Here is a 17,621-nt window from a genome sequence, read left to right as displayed (position 1 = left end):
ATGGGGAAAAAGCAACAGAGGGAGGGCGGAAGAAAGATTAAAATTTGGTGAAAGTTCAGAGCTCCACCGGCGGACGGCCGGGCAGCAGGGCGTCGATCTCGGCCCGGCCGTAGGTGTAGGCCGCCAGGTCCTCCCGGCCGCAGGCCTGGAAGGGGCGGGAGGCGGCGGTCCCGGCCAAAATCTGCTCGCTCAGGGTGAGCATGTCCCGGAGATAGGGGAGGCCCAGCCGGGGATTGCGGGGGGAGCGGGGATCGATCCCGGGGACGGGAAGGATCTGCTGCTGGTAGCGGTGCCCGGGCAGGAGGAGCAGATCCTCCCGCTCCCCCAGAAGCGCCAGGGTCCGGCGCAGCGTGTCCCGGTAGACCTCCACAGCGTCGGGGAGGAAGAGGAGCCAGACATAGCTGGAGCCGAAGGCGTCCCCGGTGAAGAGCCAGCCCTGCTCCGGCTCGTAGAAGGCGAGGCTCCCCCGGGTGTGTCCCGGAACCGCCAGGACCTGAAAGTGATAGGGGGGCAGGGCGATAGACTCGCCCCCGGTGAGAAGGCGGGATGGGGCGGCCGTCTGGATGGGATCGCGTTGGGGCAGATGGTGGAGGCAGTCCTCAAACTGGCGCAGAGCGCCGATGTGGTCGAAGTGGTTGTGGGTGATGGCCACCTGGATGGCGCGCCCCCCGGCGATCCGGTCCACCAGGGCGCGCAGGGCCTGCCCCGGGTAGGGCGGCCCCAGATCAACGACCAGGACCTGGCTGGGGGTCTCCACCACATAGACGCTGGAGGGGCTGTGAAAGCTCCCGTCCGGCTGCGTCCCGGGCGGATGGTCGGCCGTGGCGTCCTGGATGTGCCACAGCCCCGGGCACAGCCGCTGGGCCGTATAGGGCGGATACTCCAGCGGCGCGGGGATCACAGCGCGGCACACTGGGCTTCGATGGCGGCCTCTCCGGCCTTCATGGCCTGGAGGGTGCGGTCCAGCAGGGTATCCAGCTCCCAGCCCAGCAGCTCCGCGCCCTGCCGGATCACGTCCCGGGAGCAGCCGGCGGCGAACTTCTTGTCCTTGAACTTCTTCTTCAGGCTGGAGAGCTCCATATCCTGCACCGACTTGGAGGGGCGCATGAGGGCGGCCGCACCGATGAGCCCGGTGAGCTCGTCGCAGGCGAAGAGCACCCGCTCCATCTCGTGCTCCGGCTTGACCTGCGCGCCGGTCATCCCCCAGCCGTGGCACACCACCGCGTGGATGAGAGCGGGAGAGGCCCCTGCCTCCTCCAGCAGCGCGGGGGCCTTCACACAGTGCTCCTCGGGCCAGCGCTCAAAGTCGATGTCGTGCAGCAGGCCGGCCATGGCCCAGAAGGGGGCCTCCTCCGCATAGCCCAGGGTGCGGGCGTACCAGTCCATCACGGCCTCCACTGTAAAGGCGTGGCGCAGGTGGAAGGGCTCCTGATTGTAGGTGCGCAGCAGAGCCAGGCCCTGCTCTCGTGTCAGTTCCATCGTTGTCTCTCCTTTGTATCGTTTGATCCATGCTGCCGGGGGCAGTTCCCCTCCATCATAGTACGACCGCGCACAAACCGCAAGCCCCGATTGCCGGGGCTTGCGGTCAGCGTGTCGAAGGTGTTCGACACGCTTCTCAAAAATGCAAGCATTTTTTCGAGGGGATGCAGGCCACGGCGCGCACTCGCTTTCGCTCGCACACTTGCGGCCTGAGCAGAGTGTTTTCCGACGTACATGCCGCCGGAAAACACGGTTTAACTCTCTTCCGCCGTCTGCGGACGGCGGAACTCTGCGAGGCTCTTGCAGCAAACATCATAGGAATGCACTCGATTGACAGACGGAACCGCAAGCCCCGATTGCCGGGGCTTGCGGTCAGGAGGGGATCAGGTATCTTCTTCTGTGTCGGGAGCGGTCAGCAGCTGCTCCTGGGTCAGCCCCATCAGCACATCGATGGAGGAGGCAGAGAGGCGCTGTATGGCGCGGGAGTCGTTGAGGAGGGCAAAGCGGTAAGTGCCGTCCCCGTCCATCTGGCCCACGGAGAGGGTGAAGCTCTGGCCGTCGTCATAGGACACCGTCAGCACCAGCGCGGGTTCTGTCAGCCCGCAGGAGGCGAGGACGCTCTCCTCCGCGTCATAGTCGTAGCAGGAGGAGAAGCCCAGGAAGGAGAGCTCATCCAGCAGGAGGGAGAGGGTCTCGTTGTCCTGGGGGACGGCGTTGCCGTTGACCGTCCAGTGGTACTCGGTCACGGTCTCCACAGAGCCGGTGTCCTCCGATTCCACCGACAGGGTCTCGGTGTCCTTGGTCAGGAGGAGGGTGGTGCCGCCGCTCTCCCACTGGATGGACTGGATGTTGTCCTCCCGGACCGAGGGGATGCTCTCGGGCTCGGCCAGGTCCATCAGACCGATGGAGAGGGTGTCGAGGAGGGAGGAGGAGATGGTGTATACCGTCTCCCCGCCCTCCAGCGCCGCGTAATAATCGCTGTTTACCGCCGCGCCGATCAGAAGGGTGGCCCCCATCCCGCCGCTGTCCGCCACCTGGATGGTGTAGGCGGGGGAGTCCAGACCATAGGCGGAGAGGGGTTCCGGGTCGGAGATGGCGCGCACCGCCTCCACGTGAGAGAGGTCCTCGGCCAGGCTCTCCACCGCGCTCTGGTCAGCGGGGAAGGTGCTGTCCTCATTCCACTGCCAGACGCCGTTCTGCTTGGTGAAGGAGAGACTCTCGCCGTCCGTCCCAAGGAAGGAGAAGGAGGACGGATCGGAGAACGCGGTGACCGAAATGGTGTCGGTGGCCGGAGGATGGCTGCTGTTCCACATCCGCAGGGCCAGATAGGCCCCGGCGCAGAGGGCCAGCAGGCCCAACAGGACGGTTAGGGTAGTTTTCTGACGGTTCATCACTGTCTCCTCCGTTTCCACCAGACGATCAATCCCGTCACCAGAATGACCAGGGGCAGGACCACCAGGTACAGTGCGCTCCACAGTCCGGGATTTGGAATGGTATTGTAGGTGACGGCCAAACTTTTGGCCGGGATGGAGAGGTTGGAGCCGTCCTCGAACCCGGCGGTCAGCAGGTTGAGGAACAGCGTCTCGTTGACCAGATTGGGATAGGAGGAGAGAATGTCCCCGTCGATCAGGGAGTTGGAGCCCAGCACGGTGAGCCGTCCGGTGGCGCCGTCCGTGCCGGCGCGTTCTGATACGGCGGCCAGCAGATAGGTGCCGGGGACCTCCTGGCCGTCCAGCGTGACGGCAGAGGCGTGGGAAGAGGTGGTGAGGACCGGGGTGATTACAGCGTCGGTGTCCTCCTGCTGGGTAAAGCCGCGGCTGTTGGTGAGCAGGGTCAGGTCCTGCTCGCTCATGCCCTGGGTCACCTCGGTCCCGGTGGAGATGGCCCCGGCGATGGCAAACAGGGAGCCGAACTGGGGATAATACCGCTCCTCATCTGCGATATACCCGTCCACCAGGGTCAGGCCGTAGCTCTCCAGCAGGGCGCTCCAGTTGGGGAAGTTCTCCTCGCTGTCCGAGCAGAGGAAGACCATCTGTCCGCCCCCGGAGAGATAGTCCTCCAGCAGCGTATACTCCTCCTGGGAGAGATCTGCGGTGGGCCCGTTGACCAGCAGCAGGTCGCAGTCCTCCGGTATGGTCCCCGTCAGGAGGGGGGTGACCGTCGCCATCGTGAATCCGGCCTTTTCCATGGCCTGGGAGATGGGGGCGGAGAGCTCGCTCTCCCCGTGGCCGGAGAGGGTGTAGAGATACTTCTCACTGCCGCCGGTCACGGAGCGGATGGCGGAGGTGAGCAGTCCCTCCGCGTCAAAGGAGTCCTCCGTGGAGGAGAACATGCTGTACGATTTGTAAATCTTCTGTGAAAGCCGGAAAGAGCGGAGAAAAGATCGTGGGCCGCAGCCAGTTCCGGCTGCGGCCCGCGGTGTAAGGTATGGAAATCAGCACCACTTCCAGCGCTTTGGGTCCAGGGAGCCCAGGACACTGCCCCAGTGGGTCAGATCGTCGGGGGAGGAGAGGGTGATGGAGCGGGCAGAGTTGTTGATGGGGATGAGTCTGCAAATCCCGCTTCGGATAGACAGATAGCGGATGTAGCAGTCGCCGTGGACGGAAAAGAGTCCCAGCTGCCCGTTGGACACCCTGCCGTACTGCAAGAGAAGGATGTGGCCCGGGTGGAAGGCGGGCTCCAGGGAGGTGTCGGACAGCAGGAGAGCAAAATCGGCCGCGGCAGCCAGGGAGTGGGCGTCGGCCTGGACCAGCTTGGTCTGGAACTGGTGCCCCATGGACCCGCCCCCCGGGTTGGAGACGGGAAGATAGCAGGGGAGGAGGCGCTGGGACAGAACGGGGCCGGAGGGGACGACCGGCTGGCTGAACTGCTCCAGCGCGGAGATCAGCGCCTTGCGGTCGCAGGGCGCCAGGCTCCGGTAGCGCTGAAACAGGATGGACTCCTCCCGGTTCAGGAAGAGAAAGCCGTCCTCCTCGCTGTAAACCCCGGTATCGCACTCCAGAGGGATGGTGTCGTCCATCAGATAGCGGGTGGAGACCTGGAAGCACGCGGCCAGGGCGCGCAGGGCGGGCAGAGAGGGGCTCTTGGTCTGGCCGTTGAGGATCTTATTCAAGGTACCGATCGGAATGCCGGAGCGGGCGGCCACGGTCTCCGAGGTGATCCCGTCCCGCTTTTTCAAATAGGCTAATTTTTTCACCATAGACATGATGGCATCCTCCGCATTTCAATTGTGTGCGGGTATGTTTTGCTGGAATTAACCGGAAGTGGTAAAAAAAGTGTGTATTAAAACCAAATTTTGGACGGCTCATTGACATCGGATCGGAAATACAGCATATTGAATAAAGCAAAAGAACAAAGCAGAATTTAAATGGTAAAATATAACAATTGAAAAACGGGGAGGGATGTGCAGGCTGTTTGCACCGGGCAACGCACACCGGGACTTCCATAAATCGGTTCTCTCCATACATCGGTATGGCGGCAGCGCAGGTCCAGGAGACCGGCCGGGTCACAAGCATATTATACCGTGTGAAACAGAAAACGGATAGAGGAAAATCACAAGAAGCAGTTCGTGGACATGGAGAGAGCGGCCTGCGCTCAGGCCGCGAAAAAAGAAATAGGAAAGAGGATTTATGATGGAAACATGTTGTGTCAATTACCGTGTGGTTGCAGACCAGAGCAGGATCCCCGCGATGTACGGGATCGAGGGAGAAGGGGTGCCGGTGATCCAGTGGCTGTCCACCGAGTGTCAGGCGGTGGAGCACCTGGTGCGGGTGTGCAACCGGCTGGGGCTGTCCTACCTCCATATGGGAGATGTGGCCGAGGATTTTCGAAACGGCGGGCTGATTGAGGGTTGACCATCCCAGGCAGATGCGCTAAACTAAACGTACATGATGCATGATTCCACGGAAAGCCATCCTTCGGGGTGGCTTTCCGTATGTGCGTATCTGGAACGAGAAGAGGAGAGAGAAACATGTTGCAAAGATTGCGTCTGTGGGTCAAGCGGGAGCCGGTGCTGGCCATCTCGGCGGCCTGTGCGGTGCTGTCCATGGCCCTTACGCCACCGTCCGCGGCCTATCTGGGCTATATCGACACCCGGGTTTTGATCCTGCTGTTCGGACTGATGGCGGTGGTGGCGGGATTCCAGGACTGCGGGGTCTTTGAGGTGCTGGCCCAGCGCCTGCTCTCCGGCCGCCACCGGATGCGCACCCTCACGCTGCTGCTGGTCCTGATGCCCTTTTTTGTCTCCATGCTGGTGACCAACGACGTGGCCCTCATCGCCTTTGTGCCCTTCGCCATTCTGGTGCTGGAGCGGGTGGGGCGGCTGGAGCGCCTGATCCCCGTGGTGGTGCTCCAGACCCTGGCGGCCAACCTGGGCAGCATGGCGACGCCCGTGGGCAATCCCCAGAATCTCTACCTCTATAATCAGTTCCAGCTGGGGGCGGGCGAGTTCTTCGGCGTGGTGGGCCCCCTGACCGCGGTCAGCGGCCTGGCGCTGGCGGCGGCGTGCCTCTTCTGGGGCAAGCAGGAGACCATCCAGGTCACCTTCCCCGAGCGGGTGACCCTGCGCAAGCGGGGGCGGCTGGTGCTGCTGTGCGTGCTCTTTGCGCTGTGCCTGCTGTGTGTGTTCCATGTGATCCCGGCTCCCGTGCTGCTGGCGGTGGTCCTGGTGAGCCTGCTGCTGGCCGGACGGGACCTGCTGCCCCGGGTGGACTATGGCCTGCTGCTGACCTTTGTGTGCTTTTTCATCTTTGCCGGGAACATCGGGGCCAATCCCCAGCTGCGCGCGGTCCTCACCGCCGCGCTGGAGGGGAACACCGCCCTGGTCTCCGGTCTGGCCAGCCAGATCATCAGCAATGTGCCGGCGGCCGTGCTCTTCTCCGGGTTTACCCAGGACTGGCGGGGGCTGCTGATCGGCACCGACATCGGCGGACTGGGCACACCGGTGGCCTCCCTGGCCAGCCTGATCTCCATGCGGCTGTATCTGCGCACGCCGGGGGCCGAGCTGGGCCGGTATATGCGCTTCTTTTTGGCAGCGAATGCCATTGGACTGGTGCTGTTAGCGGGTGCTGCCGCGATTTTTGCCGCTTTTTAAGGGAATAGGGTTGCAATAGTACAAAAAAGAAGGTAAAATAAGAAGCTACTCTGTATAGGAAACAACTTTGGGAAAAGAAAGCGACGGTAGTTCGGCTATGAATCGTACTTTGGAGCATATCCTGCCACGCGTGCAGAAGCCTGCGCGCTATACGGGCGGAGAATATAATGCGGTGGTCAAGGATCGGGATCAGGTGGATACCCGTGTGGCCCTCTGCTTCCCGGATACCTATGAGATCGGCATGTCCAACCTGGGTGTGCGCATTCTCTACGGCGTGATGAACGAGATGAAGGGTGTCTGGTGCGAGCGGGTCTTTGCCCCCTGGGGGGATATGGAGGAGGAGATGCGCCGGGAGGGCATCCCCCTCTACGGACTGGAGAGCGGAGACTCCATTGCCGACTTTGACATCATCGGCTTCTCCCTGGGCTATGAGATGGCCTACACCAATGTGCTCAACATGCTGGACCTGGCCGGGCTGCCCCTGCGCAGCGCCGACCGGGATGAGTTTGCCCCCCTCATTATCGCCGGGGGCACCTGCGCCTTCAACGCCGAGCCGCTGGCTCCTTTTATCGACATCTTCTCCCTGGGCGAGGGCGAGGATGTGACGGTGGAGCTCATCGAGCTCTACCGGAAGGCCCGGGAGGAGTGCTGGACCAAGGAGGAGCTGCTGGTGGCTGCCGCCCAGATCCCCGGTCTCTATGTCCCCTCCCTCTATGAGGTGGAATACAACGAGGACGGCACGGTCAAGTCCATCACCCCCACCAAGGGGGCCCCTGCCACCGTGACCAAGCGGATCGTGCAGGACCTGAACCGCTCCTATTTCCCCACCAAGACCATCGTGCCCTCCACCGAGATCGTGCACGACCGGGTCATGCTGGAGGTCTTCCGGGGCTGCATCCGCGGCTGCCGCTTCTGCCAGGCGGGATACGCCTACCGCCCGGTGCGCGCCAAGGACCCCGCCCTTCTGGTGCAGCAGGGCATTGAGTCCTGCAAGAACTCGGGCTATCAGGAGATGACCCTCTCGTCCCTCTCCACCAGTGATTACCGCCGCCTGCTGGACCTGTGCGACGGCCTTCAGGAGTGGTGCGATCCCAACGGGGTGAGCCTGTCCCTGCCCTCCCTGCGGGCGGACAACTTCTCCTGGAATCTGATGGAGCGGCTCCAGCACGGCCGCAAGACCGGTTTGACCTTCGCGCCCGAGGCGGGTACCCAGCGCCTGCGGGACGTCATCAACAAGAACGTCACGGAGGAGGACATCCTCAACTTCTGCCGCACGGCCTTTGCGGGGGGCTGGTCCACCGTAAAGCTCTACTTCATGCTGGGCCTGCCCACCGAGACCGACGAGGACGTGCTGGGCATCGCCGACCTGGCGGAAAAGGTCTACCACACCTGGCGGGAGGTCACCCCCAACCGGAGCCGGGGCGTGAAGATCACGGTCTCCACCGCGTTCTTTGTGCCCAAGCCCCATACGGCCTTCCAGTGGGAGGCCCAGATCAGCCGGGAGGAGTATGAGCGCCGGGTCAAGCTCCTGCGGGATCACATGCGGGGACGCTCCATCGCCTACCACTGGCACGACCCGGAGACCAGCGTGCTGGAGGCGGTGCTGGCCCGGGGCGACCGCCGTCTGGCCGATCTGCTGGAGACGGTATGGCGCAAGGGCGCAAAGTTCGACACCTGGGACGAGTATTTCAACTACGACCGCTGGATGGAGGCCTTTGCCGAGTGCGGCATCGACCCGGCCTTCTATGCAAACCGTGTCCGGGACAAGGACGAGCTCCTGCCCTGGAGCACCACCTCGGTGGGAGTGAGCAGCCGCTTCCTCTGGCGGGAGCGGGAGCAGGCCTACCGCGGGGTCATCACCCCCGACTGCCGGAAGCAGTGCACCGGCTGCGGCGCGGACAAGCTCTACCCCGGAGGCGTGTGCGACGCCGAGTGTTAATTTCGGAATAAAGGAGTGGATCGGCCTATGACGACCCATAGACTGGCCTTTTCCAAATTGGATACAGCCAAATTTATCTCCCATCTGGACCTGATGCGCACCTTCCAGCGGGCCTTCCTCCGGGCGGATATTCCCATCAAGCATACGGAGGGATTCCATCCCCACGCGTTCGTGTCCATCCCGCTGCCCCTGTCGGTGGGCTACTCCAGCGTGTGCGAGGTGCTGGAGTGCCAGATTCTGGGAGAAAATCCCGACCTGGAGCGGGTCCCTGAGCGGATGAACGCCGTCCTGCCCGCGGGAATCGAGGTCAAGCGCTGCTACGAGGCCCAGCGGGCCGTAAAGGAACTGGCCTATGTCAACTATATCGTGACGCTGGAGTATGAGGCGGGGGCCCCCTTCGGCGCGGACACCGCCATTCAGGAGCTCCTCTCCCGGGAGAGCCTGGTGGTGCGCAAGCGCTCCAAGAAGGCCAAGAGCGGCTTTACCGAGGTGGACCTCATCCCCCTGATTCACAAGGCCACTGTGGAGGAGCGCCGGGACAGCGTGACGCTGGACCTGATCCTCCGGGCCCAGAACCCGGGCCTCAACCCGGAGCTCATCGTGTCCGCCATCCGCAGCGAGTGCCCCGAGGCGGCGCCGGATTTTGCCCTCTTCCACCGGCGCAGCGTGCTGGATGAAGGGATGCAGGTCTGGGAATGACAGCCTAGTCAATTGTCAACAGGCGGTCGAAGAAGGTTCTTGCCAAGAGGTCCTCGTCTTTTTGCGCGGGGAAAAGCCCTCGGCAAGAGTTTCGCCGCCCGCAGGCGGCGAAAGAAGGTTGAAATCGTGTTTTCCGGCGGCGCGCACGTCGGAAAACACACTTCTCAGACCGCAAGTGTGCGAGCGCCAGCGAGTGCGCGCAGCGGGCTGCCTCCCCTCGAAAAAATGCCTGCATTTTTGAGAAGCGTGTCGAACTTTTTCGACACGCTTCAAAAGACTTCCTCTCCGCGGAGAGGAAGTCTTTTTTCATCGAAAGAGGTCAAATGGGCAGTTTCTTCTTGTCTAACGAGGAAAAGTAAGATACAATAAAACAAATGGATATTCTTACCTTTCCATAGATCCGGTTTGCCGGATGGAAGAAAAGGGCGTGAGTGAGTTGCGGGAGAGAACAACGGTTCTGCTGGTGGATGACTGTGCGGAGCATCGTGTGGCACTGCGTAAGGTACTTGCTTCAGCATATGAGGTCATTGAGGCCGCCGATGGAAACGAAGCCCTCCAGATGACAGAGACCTATTTTACACAGCTGGTAGCCATTCTCCTGGATGAGGGAATGCCCGGGATCGATGGGCTGGATGTACTGCAGATCATGCAGAGTAAGGGATGGCTGAACAATATCCCGGTCTTCCTGGTGACCGAGGAGGAGTCGGACGAGACCATGGCCCGGGGCTATGAGCTGGGTGTGGCGGATATTCTGGTCCGTCCCCTCAAGCCCGAGGTGGTCAAGCGCCGGGTGGCCAATATGGTGGAGCTCTACCGCCACCGGTTTGAGCTGGAGCGCGTGGTGCTGGAGCAGACCGCCCGCATCCGGGAGCAGGAGGAGCGGCTGCGCCAGACCAACAAATCCATCATGGAGGCCCTGAGCGCGGCCATTGAGTTTCGCAACTGCGACTCGGGCTTTCATGTCCGCCGCATCCGGCAGGTCACCCGGCTGCTGCTTCTGGATGTGATGGAGCACTATCCCGAGTATGGACTGACCCAGGAGCAGACGGATGCCATATCCGAGCTCTCCATCATGCACGACATCGGCAAGATCGCCGTGCCCGAAAACATCCTGACCAAGGACGGACGGCTGACGGCGGACGAGTTTGAGCGCATGAAGGCCCACACGATCTACGGCGGGGAGCTGGTGCGGCACATCATCTTCCCCCAGGGTGAGCGGGTGCAGCGGTATTTTTATGAGATCTGCCGGCACCACCATGAGCGGTGGGACGGCGAGGGCTATCCGGACGGGCTCAAGGGGGAGGAGATCCCCATCTGGGTCCAGGCGGTGTCCATTGCGGACGTCTACGAGGCGCTGGTGAGCCGGCGGGTCTATAAGCCGGCCTACGCCGCGGAGGAGGCCGTCCGGATGATCCTGGAAGGGGAGTGCGGCGCCTTCAACCCCAAGATCCTGGCCTCCCTGCGCCGGGTGGCCGTCCGGCTGATCGCGGAGGTGAGCGGGGAGGCGGCCGAGGAGCCGCCGGAGGAGCGCCCCAAGGCCCGTGTGGCCGCCCCGGCGGAGCCCGCTGCGGCAAGCCCTGTGCAGGAGGAGAAGGAGAGCGCCCAGCGCAGCGAGGCCCAGACCCTCTTCCTGCTGGAGCAGGAGAAGTACCGCATCATTGCCGAGCTCTCCGAGGACATGGTCTTTACCTACAATCAGCTCTTCGACTCCATGGAGTTCAGCGAAAAATTCTGCCGTGTCTTCCAGGTGCCCGCTTACATCAGCGAGTACAGCAAATACCGCCCCTCGGCCCGTACCTTCTACCCGGAGGAGTATGAGGCCCTGATCCGGTGCCGGAACCGGCTGACCTGGGCGGTGCCGGAGATGGAGATGGACCTGCGCCTGCCCCTGCCGGACGGGACGCGGCCCTGGTTCCACCTGGTCCTCCATGTGATTCTGGACCACCGGGACCGGACGCGGGAGCTGGGCTATGTGGGGAAGCTGACCAACATCAACCGCATCAAGCGGGAGGCCACCGAGTGGCAGAAGCGGGCCAATACGGACGCCCTGACCCAGCTCTACAACCGGGCGGGCGCCCATATCCTCTTTGAGGAGCTGCTGCTGGAGGGGAAGAACACCCACACGCCGCTGACCGTGGCCTTTATGGACATTGATCACTTCAAGAGCCTCAACGACACCATGGGGCATGAGGCGGGAGACCAGATCCTCACCGCCTTCGGGCAGAGCATCCGCCGCCTGTTCCGGCCGGACGACATCGTGTCCCGGTTTGGCGGGGATGAGTTCCTGGTGGTAATGAAGAATATGGGAGATCCCACCTTTGTCCGGGAAAAGCTCAAGCAGCTCTGCCGCCAGCACCTTCAAATCGCCTGCGCGCGGGAGCCGCTGGAGATCAGCTGCAGCATCGGCGTGGCCTTCTACCCGAAAGACGGCCAGGAGTTTGACGATCTGCTGCGCAAGGCGGACCAGGCCCTCTATCAGTCCAAGCGCGCCGGGCGCGGACAGGTGAGCTTCTACGCCCCGCCGGAGAAACTGTCATAGCAGAACAAATCACCCCGAACCCGGGCAGACGCGCCGGATTCGGGGTGATTTTTTTGTGGGGGATAGGGGATAGCTTACTCCAGATCAATGGGGTCCACTTCGATGGGGAGGGTCTCCCGCAGGGCCTTCGTCAGCCGGGAGAGCTTCCAGATGGACCACAGATCGGCAAGGCCCAGGAAGAGGAACACGGCGCCGATGAGCATGGCCACCGCCTCCGCCGCCACAAAGGGCCGCCACAGGAGGACCGCACCCAGGACGACGCCCAGGATCGTCAGCAGGAGGGAGACCCACCAGTAGGGATATTCCATCCGGTAGAGGGCGCGGACCCGGTTCAGGGCCACCAGACTGTCAATGATCACATACACGCCCATGACCATGGAGAGGATGGAAAAGACGGCCAGCGGCTGGAGAAGAAAGAAGAGTCCGGTGGCGGCGGCGATGATGCCGAAGAGGAGCTCCAGACGGAAGCCGCCCATCTCCCGGTCCCGGAGGAGGAACCCGACAATGGTCACCAGCCCGTAGAGGAGCAAGGCAGCGCCCAGAAGGCGGCACAGGGCCACGCCGCCCACACCCGGCCAGATCAAAAGGACCAGACCGAGGATCACATAGAGGACGGAGGCCAGGAGAAAACTGACTCTGGCCCGTTTCAGCGTATCAACCATGGTACGACATCCTTTCATGCATCCGTAAAACCAGCGAAGGGGTTGCGGTTAGTATGTGCCAAAAGGCGGGATACTCCGCGCTCACTCGGTGGGAGCGCCCTCCCAATTTTTGCACAGATCCACCCAGCCCGCGCTGTGGGCGTACTCGGCCAGCTCCTCGCAGGTCAGCTGGATGGCGGAATTGGCGCTGCCCGCGGCGGGATAGACCGTCTCAAACCGCTGGAGGGAGCGGTCCAGGTACGTGGTGACATCCGGGTTGGTAATGCCGAAGGGGCACACACCGCCCACCGCGTGGCCGGTGAAGGCCTCCACCTGCTCCGGGGTGAGCATTTTGGCTTTGGTGTGGAACTGGGCTTTGAACTTGGTGTTATCCACCTTGGCGTCACCGGCACAGACCAGGAGCACGCACTTACCGTCCACCAGGAAGGAGAGAGTCTTGGCGATCCGGGCGGGCGCCACGCCCACTGCCTGGGCGGCCAGCTCCACCGTGGCACTGGAGACGTCAAATTCCAGAATGTCCTCCTCCCGGCCCAGGGTGCGGAAGAACGCGCGGCACTGCTGAATGGACATGGTCAGTTCCCTCCCCGGCTCTGGGCCTTGGCGAGAAAGCGCTCATTCATGATGAGGAACCGCTCATGGGTCCCGCCGCCGATGGGGCCTGCCTCGTCATAGGCGCGGACAGAAAAGGTGAGCTTTCGGCCGTCGATTGCGGTGAGCTCGGCCTCGGCGTAGACCTTCTGGCCGATGGGGGTGGCGGCGTCATGGGTAATGTTCAGGCAGGTCCCCACGCTGCCCTGGCCCTCTTCCAGGCCGCCCTCACAGGCGTTGACCGCGGCATTTTCCATCAGCGCCACCATGGAGGGAGTGGCAAAGACGGGGAGGAGGCCGCTGCCCACGGCGGCGGCGGTGTTCTCCATGGTGACAACGGTCTCGGCACGGCCCTTACAGCCGATTTGAAGCGACATAAAACATCACACTCCTTATCATTACCAAATATTGTACACGGTTTCGCCACCCTTTGCAAGGCGCGAGAAAAGAAAAAGCCGCCGTCTCCCGTTTGAGGGAGACGGCGGCTTTCAGAGGGAAGGGGAGGGCGATCAGATGCCCAGCTCATTCCACAGGTCGTTATACAGGGTGCGGGTCTCTTCGGGGAGGCCCAGGTAGGACTCACACTTGTCCAGGATCTCCTGGGGCGCGGCCATGACCTCGTACAGGGCGGGGTCCAGAGGCTCGCCATTCTGCTCCTCATAGTAGGCGGGATACTGCTCCAGCGCCTCCTTGTTGGGAGTGGAGTACCAGATGAAGTCCATGTTCGCCAGAGAGGCCTCGGTGGAGGTGATGAAGTTGATCCAGGCCTCGGCCTCCTCCTTGTGCTCAGCGTCCTTCAGTACGCACATGGCGTCCACAAACCAGTTGGAGCCATTCTCGGGCACGGCCCAGCGCAGGCTGGGGTTGTTCTCATACATGACCAGATAGTCGCCGGCGTAGTAGGTGCACACGGAGGTCTCGCCGCCCTCCATCTTGTCATAGATCTCGTCCATGAAGAAGCCCTGGTACACGCCGTTGTTCTTGGCATCGGCGATGAGCTGATAGGCCTCCCGGATCTCGTTCTCATCCGTGGTGTTGATGGAGTAGCCCAGCTTCATCAGCGCGATGCCCAGAGCGTCCCGGGGATTGTTGATCATCGCGGTCTGACCGGCATAGGCGGGATCAAACATGATGTCCCAGCTGGTCACGTCCTCTTTCACCACATCAGAGTTATAGATAATACCCAGAGTGCCCCAGGTGTAGGGGACGGTGTACTTGTTCTCCGGGTCATAACTCAGATTCTTGAACCGGTCATCCACGAGAGAGAAGTTGGGAATGTTGTCGAAGTTGAGTTCGGCCAGCATATCCTCTTCGATCATCTGGGAGATCATGTAGTCCGAGGGAACGATGACGTCATAGTTGGCGCCGCCGTTCTTGATGAGGGCGTACATGGCCTCGTTGCTCTCAGCGGTCTGATAGTTGACCTTGATACCGGTCTCTTCTTCGAACTGGTCGATCAGTTCGGGCTCGATATTCTCGCCCCAGCCGCACACATTGACCACCCGGGCGTCTGCGGAGTTCCCGCCGCCGGAGCATCCGGCCAGCAGGGCGGTGGTTACAGTGAGGGTCAGCGTCAAGGCAAGCTTCTTTTTCAATTGATCATTCCTCCAGTGTGGGTAGATTTATCTCAGGGCCATACCGCGGCCGGGAGAACGGGGAAATCAGGACCGGGCGGCATTCTTGGCCTTGGCCTGGTGCGCCTCGCGCACATTGACGATCACCAGCAGGATCAGCACGGTCACAAAGAGCAGGGTGGACACGGCGTTGATCTTGGGGCTGATGCGCTTTTTGGTCATGCCGTAGATGGTCATGGCCAGGGTGGAAGTCGAGGAGCCGGCTGTGAAGTAGCTGATGACAAAGTCATCCACGCTCATGGTAAAGGCGATGAGCATACCGTTGACGATGCCGGGCTTGATCTCGGGGATAATGACCTTCCAGAAGGCCTGGCGCCAGGTGCAACCCAGGTCCTGGGCGGCCTCCACCAGGTGCTTGTCCATCTGCTGGAGCTTGGGCATCACCGCCAGCACCACATAGGGGGTATTGAAGGTGATGTGGGCAATCAGCAGAGTGGGGAAGCCCAGATAATACCGGGTGGGGAGGTTGGTGCCCAGGGTGTTGTTGAGCCACTGGGCCGCCGTACCGAAGAGGCCGAAGGCGGCCACGAAGAAGAGGCACAGGGACACGCCCATCACGATCTCCGCACTCATCATGGGAATGTTGTTGATGGTGATGAGGGGGTTGCGCCAGCGCCGGCGCATGTTGTAGAAGCCGATGGCGGCAAAGGTGCCGGCCACCGTGGCCACCACCGTGGCGATCACCGAGACCAGCAGGGTGGTGTAGATGGAGCTCATGATAGCGCTGTCCTGAAAGAGCTCCACGTACCAGTCCAGGGTGAAGCCCTGCCACACAGTCCGGCTCTTGGAGTCGTTGAAGGAGAAGATGATGAGCAGGAAGATGGGGGCGTACAGGAAGAAGAAGACCAGGCCCATGAACAGGCGGTCCAGGATGGAGCTGCGCTGTTTCATAGCATCACCGCCTGTTCCTCGCCCTCACCGAAGCGATTCATCACATACATACAGATCAGTACCACCAGCATCATGACCAGGGAGATGGCGGAGCCCAGCTGGGCGTTGTAGGCGGAGCCCAGGAACTGCCGCTCGATGAGGTCGCCCAGCAGCAGCTCGTTGCCGCCGCCCAGCAGGCGGGAGATGGCAAAGGTGGACACCGAGGGTACGAACACCATCGTGATGCCGGAGAGCACGCCGGGCAGGCTGAGGGGGAAGATGACCTTCCGGAAGACCCGGCCAGTGCTGGCGCCTAGGTCCCGGGCGGCCTCCAGCAGGGAGTGGTCCAGCTTCATGATGACCGAGTAGATGGGGAGGACCATGAAGGGCAGATAGTTGTACACCATGCCCAGCACCACCGCCCCGGAGGTGTTGATCATCTTGAAGTATTCCATGTTGGTGTCCCGGGCGGTGTTGAGGGAGAGACCCAGAAGGTCGTTGAGCCCGGCACACAGATTGTTGAGCCAGCCGTTGATCAGATTGCCCAGATCGATGATGCCCACCGCCTGGAAGAACTGATTGAGGAGACCCGTATTCTCCAGGATGGACATCCAGGCGTAGGTGCGCAGCAGGAAGTTCATCCACATGGGGAGCATGATGAGGACCATGGCGATCCGCTGAAAGCCGGGGCCCTCCTTGGCCATGATGTAGGCCAGGGGGTAGCCGATGAGCAGGCAGATAAAGGTGGCGATGAGCGCCAGCTCGAAGGAGCGAACGAACACCACCCAGTAGGTGCTCATCTTGGCGAAGTTATCCAGGGTAAAGCCGCCTCCCGCGCTGGAGAAGGCATAAATGACCACCAGGAAAATGGGGGCGACCACGAAGAGGGCCATCCACACCACATAGGGGCCGGCCAGAAGGGAGAGCCTATTCTTCATCGCCTTCCTCCTGCTCCTCCTCGGCGTCAGGATCATAGTCCGCGTCGCTGATCTCCTCGTACTCCTCACTGTAAGAGCTGTAATCGCCGAACATGCCGGAGTACTGACTCTTCTTCATGACATGGATGCCGTCGGGATCGATCTTGATTCCGATCACGGCGCCCACCGGGCAGAAATCGGTGGTCTGGATGAGCCACTTGAACCCGTAGAAATCCACGATGATGTCGTAGTGGACGCCCTTGAAGGTCACGTTGGTCACGGTGCCGCGGAGCTGGCCTTCGCTCTCGGGGACGATGTCGATGTCCTCGGGGCGGATGACCACATCCACCGGCTCGTCCTTTGCAAAGCCCTTGTCCAGGCACTGGAACTTCCGGTTGAAGATCTCCACCACGCCGTCGGCGCGCATGATGCCGTCGATGATGTTGGACTCGCCGATGAAGTCGGCCACAAAGGCGTTTTTGGGCTCGTTATAGATGTCCTCGGGGGTGCCGATCTGCTGGATCTTGCCGCCGTCCATGACCACCACGGTGTCGGACATGGCGAGAGCCTCTTCCTGATCGTGGGTGACATAGATAAAGGTGATGCCCATCTGCTGCTGGATGCGCTTGAGTTCGTTCTGCATGTCCTTGCGCAGGCGCAGGTCCAGGGCGCCCAGAGGCTCGTCCAGGAGGAGGACCTTGGGCTGGTTGACCAGGGCGCGGGCGATGGAAACGCGCTGCTGCTGGCCGCCGGAAAGGGAGGCAATGGAGCGTTTCTCGAATCCCTTGAGGTTGACCACCTCGAGCATCTCCATGACACGGCGCTGGATCTCTTCCTCGGACAGCTTGATCTTCCGCTGCTTCTTTCCGTCCGATTCGGTCTTGGGGATGCGCAGGCCGAACGCGATATTTTCAAAGACGTTCAGGTGCGGGAAGAGGGCGTACTTCTGGAACACCGTGTTGACCGCCCGCTTGTGGGGGGGCACATCATTGATTTTGGCACCGTCAAAAAGCACCTCTCCGGAAGTGGGTTTCAAAAACCCGCCGATGAGGCGCAGGGTCGTCGTTTTGCCGCAGCCGCTGGGACCAAGCAGTGTCAAAAATTCTTTGTCATTGATGTAGAGATTGATGTGATCCAAGATGATGTCGTCGTCAAACTGGACAAAGCAGTCGGACAGGCGGATCAGCTCCTTAGCCATGTAT

General features: G+C 61.8%; 17 protein-coding genes. 5 read left to right on the top strand and 12 right to left on the bottom strand.

The genetic code is table 11. From position 1 onward, the window contains the following. Nucleotides 1-55: 55 nt before the first annotated feature. The 5 genes from INF37_RS11670 to INF37_RS11650 form a co-directional block, all read right to left on the bottom strand. Nucleotides 56-901, bottom strand: a complete 846-nt coding sequence (locus INF37_RS11670; RefSeq protein WP_193538442.1) for an MBL fold metallo-hydrolase — start codon at nucleotides 899-901, stop codon at nucleotides 56-58. After that, entirely contained in the window at nucleotides 898-1,479 is a 582-nt protein-coding gene (locus INF37_RS11665) for a hydrolase (RefSeq protein ID WP_101692922.1), read from the bottom strand. Before INF37_RS11665 ends, INF37_RS11670 begins: the two co-directional genes overlap by 4 nt. A 383-nt stretch (nucleotides 1,480-1,862) precedes the next feature. Beyond that, a complete protein-coding gene (locus tag INF37_RS11660; RefSeq protein ID WP_193538439.1) occupies nucleotides 1,863-2,870 on the bottom strand; it encodes a DUF4340 domain-containing protein in 1,008 nt (335 codons plus the stop codon). Beyond that, nucleotides 2,870-3,811: a Gldg family protein gene (locus INF37_RS11655; RefSeq protein ID WP_193538437.1), complete on the bottom strand. Its 942-nt coding sequence runs from the start codon at nucleotides 3,809-3,811 to the stop codon at nucleotides 2,870-2,872. Before INF37_RS11655 ends, INF37_RS11660 begins: the two co-directional genes overlap by 1 nt. 102 nt (nucleotides 3,812-3,913) lie before the next feature. Continuing rightward, the gene (locus INF37_RS11650) at nucleotides 3,914-4,684 is read right to left on the bottom strand and encodes a LexA family transcriptional regulator (RefSeq protein WP_193538435.1); all 771 of its coding nucleotides are present in this window, start codon (nucleotides 4,682-4,684) and stop codon (nucleotides 3,914-3,916) included. 424 nt (nucleotides 4,685-5,108) lie between these two features. Here INF37_RS11650 and INF37_RS11645 point away from each other — a divergent pair, with 424 nt between their 5' ends. The 5 genes from INF37_RS11645 to INF37_RS11625 all read left to right on the top strand — a co-directional run bounded on the left by INF37_RS11645 (nucleotide 5,109) and on the right by INF37_RS11625 (nucleotide 11,748). Continuing rightward, the gene (locus INF37_RS11645) at nucleotides 5,109-5,333 is read left to right on the top strand and encodes a hypothetical protein (RefSeq protein ID WP_193538433.1); all 225 of its coding nucleotides are present in this window, start codon (nucleotides 5,109-5,111) and stop codon (nucleotides 5,331-5,333) included. A 116-nt stretch (nucleotides 5,334-5,449) separates the two neighbouring features. Continuing rightward, nucleotides 5,450-6,571: an SLC13 family permease gene (locus INF37_RS11640; protein ID WP_193538431.1), complete on the top strand. Its 1,122-nt coding sequence runs from the start codon at nucleotides 5,450-5,452 to the stop codon at nucleotides 6,569-6,571. Nucleotides 6,572-6,668: 97 nt separating this feature from the next. Continuing rightward, entirely contained in the window at nucleotides 6,669-8,510 is a 1,842-nt protein-coding gene (locus INF37_RS11635; protein ID WP_101692927.1) for a TIGR03960 family B12-binding radical SAM protein, read from the top strand. A 27-nt stretch (nucleotides 8,511-8,537) separates the two neighbouring features. Then, nucleotides 8,538-9,209, top strand: a complete 672-nt coding sequence (locus INF37_RS11630) for a TIGR03936 family radical SAM-associated protein (protein ID WP_101692928.1) — start codon at nucleotides 8,538-8,540, stop codon at nucleotides 9,207-9,209. A gap of 427 nt (nucleotides 9,210-9,636) precedes the next feature. After that, complete coding sequence (locus INF37_RS11625) at nucleotides 9,637-11,748, top strand: bifunctional diguanylate cyclase/phosphohydrolase (RefSeq protein WP_193538429.1); 2,112 nt, start codon at nucleotides 9,637-9,639, stop codon at nucleotides 11,746-11,748. Between the two features lie 74 nt (nucleotides 11,749-11,822). Here the strand turns inward: INF37_RS11625 and INF37_RS11620 are convergent, their stop codons facing one another. The 7 genes from INF37_RS11620 to INF37_RS11590 all read right to left on the bottom strand — a co-directional run bounded on the left by INF37_RS11620 (nucleotide 11,823) and on the right by INF37_RS11590 (nucleotide 17,617). Then, entirely contained in the window at nucleotides 11,823-12,410 is a 588-nt protein-coding gene (locus INF37_RS11620) for an HdeD family acid-resistance protein (protein WP_101692930.1), read from the bottom strand. A gap of 81 nt (nucleotides 12,411-12,491) precedes the next feature. Continuing rightward, nucleotides 12,492-12,980 (bottom strand): YbaK/EbsC family protein, encoded by a 489-nt coding sequence (locus INF37_RS11615; protein WP_101692931.1) that lies wholly within the window; start codon nucleotides 12,978-12,980, stop codon nucleotides 12,492-12,494. A gap of 2 nt (nucleotides 12,981-12,982) precedes the next feature. Beyond that, a complete protein-coding gene (locus INF37_RS11610) occupies nucleotides 12,983-13,375 on the bottom strand; it encodes a thioesterase family protein (RefSeq protein WP_101692932.1) in 393 nt (130 codons plus the stop codon). Between the two features lie 132 nt (nucleotides 13,376-13,507). After that, nucleotides 13,508-14,593, bottom strand: a complete 1,086-nt coding sequence (locus INF37_RS11605; protein WP_193538427.1) for an ABC transporter substrate-binding protein — start codon at nucleotides 14,591-14,593, stop codon at nucleotides 13,508-13,510. A gap of 66 nt (nucleotides 14,594-14,659) precedes the next feature. Beyond that, nucleotides 14,660-15,523, bottom strand: a complete 864-nt coding sequence (locus INF37_RS11600) for an ABC transporter permease (protein WP_101692934.1) — start codon at nucleotides 15,521-15,523, stop codon at nucleotides 14,660-14,662. Next, a complete protein-coding gene (locus INF37_RS11595; RefSeq protein WP_193538425.1) occupies nucleotides 15,520-16,440 on the bottom strand; it encodes an ABC transporter permease in 921 nt (306 codons plus the stop codon). The genes INF37_RS11600 and INF37_RS11595 overlap by 4 nt, the downstream gene beginning before the upstream one ends. Continuing rightward, nucleotides 16,430-17,617: an ABC transporter ATP-binding protein gene (locus INF37_RS11590; protein WP_101692936.1), complete on the bottom strand. Its 1,188-nt coding sequence runs from the start codon at nucleotides 17,615-17,617 to the stop codon at nucleotides 16,430-16,432. Before INF37_RS11590 ends, INF37_RS11595 begins: the two co-directional genes overlap by 11 nt. Nucleotides 17,618-17,621: the final 4 nt, after the last annotated feature.

This window comes from Pseudoflavonifractor gallinarum (assembly GCF_014982855.1).
Taxonomy (GTDB): Bacteria; Bacillota; Clostridia; order Oscillospirales; family Oscillospiraceae; genus Pseudoflavonifractor_A; species Pseudoflavonifractor_A gallinarum.
Note: the sequence above shows the minus strand (reverse complement) of the source record. Positions and strands in the feature narration are given on the sequence as shown.

What these genes read in the sequence shown, in the direction of transcription:
- INF37_RS11665 (WP_101692922.1), bottom strand. Translation starts at nt 1,479, where the DNA reads ATGGAACTGACACGAGAGCAGGGCCTGGCTCTGCTGCGCACCTACAAT.
- INF37_RS11660 (WP_193538439.1), bottom strand. Translation starts at nt 2,870, where the DNA reads ATGAACCGTCAGAAAACTACCCTAACCGTCCTGTTGGGCCTGCTGGCC.
- INF37_RS11655 (WP_193538437.1), bottom strand. Translation starts at nt 3,811, where the DNA reads ATGTTCTCCTCCACGGAGGACTCCTTTGACGCGGAGGGACTGCTCACC.
- INF37_RS11650 (WP_193538435.1), bottom strand. Translation starts at nt 4,684, where the DNA reads ATGTCTATGGTGAAAAAATTAGCCTATTTGAAAAAGCGGGACGGGATC.
- INF37_RS11645 (WP_193538433.1), top strand. Translation starts at nt 5,109, where the DNA reads ATGATGGAAACATGTTGTGTCAATTACCGTGTGGTTGCAGACCAGAGC.
- INF37_RS11640 (WP_193538431.1), top strand. Translation starts at nt 5,450, where the DNA reads ATGTTGCAAAGATTGCGTCTGTGGGTCAAGCGGGAGCCGGTGCTGGCC.
- INF37_RS11635 (WP_101692927.1), top strand. Translation starts at nt 6,669, where the DNA reads ATGAATCGTACTTTGGAGCATATCCTGCCACGCGTGCAGAAGCCTGCG.
- INF37_RS11630 (WP_101692928.1), top strand. Translation starts at nt 8,538, where the DNA reads ATGACGACCCATAGACTGGCCTTTTCCAAATTGGATACAGCCAAATTT.
- INF37_RS11620 (WP_101692930.1), bottom strand. Translation starts at nt 12,410, where the DNA reads ATGGTTGATACGCTGAAACGGGCCAGAGTCAGTTTTCTCCTGGCCTCC.
- INF37_RS11615 (WP_101692931.1), bottom strand. Translation starts at nt 12,980, where the DNA reads ATGTCCATTCAGCAGTGCCGCGCGTTCTTCCGCACCCTGGGCCGGGAG.
- INF37_RS11610 (WP_101692932.1), bottom strand. Translation starts at nt 13,375, where the DNA reads ATGTCGCTTCAAATCGGCTGTAAGGGCCGTGCCGAGACCGTTGTCACC.
- INF37_RS11600 (WP_101692934.1), bottom strand. Translation starts at nt 15,523, where the DNA reads ATGAAACAGCGCAGCTCCATCCTGGACCGCCTGTTCATGGGCCTGGTC.
- INF37_RS11595 (WP_193538425.1), bottom strand. Translation starts at nt 16,440, where the DNA reads ATGAAGAATAGGCTCTCCCTTCTGGCCGGCCCCTATGTGGTGTGGATG.
- INF37_RS11590 (WP_101692936.1), bottom strand. Translation starts at nt 17,617, where the DNA reads ATGGCTAAGGAGCTGATCCGCCTGTCCGACTGCTTTGTCCAGTTTGAC.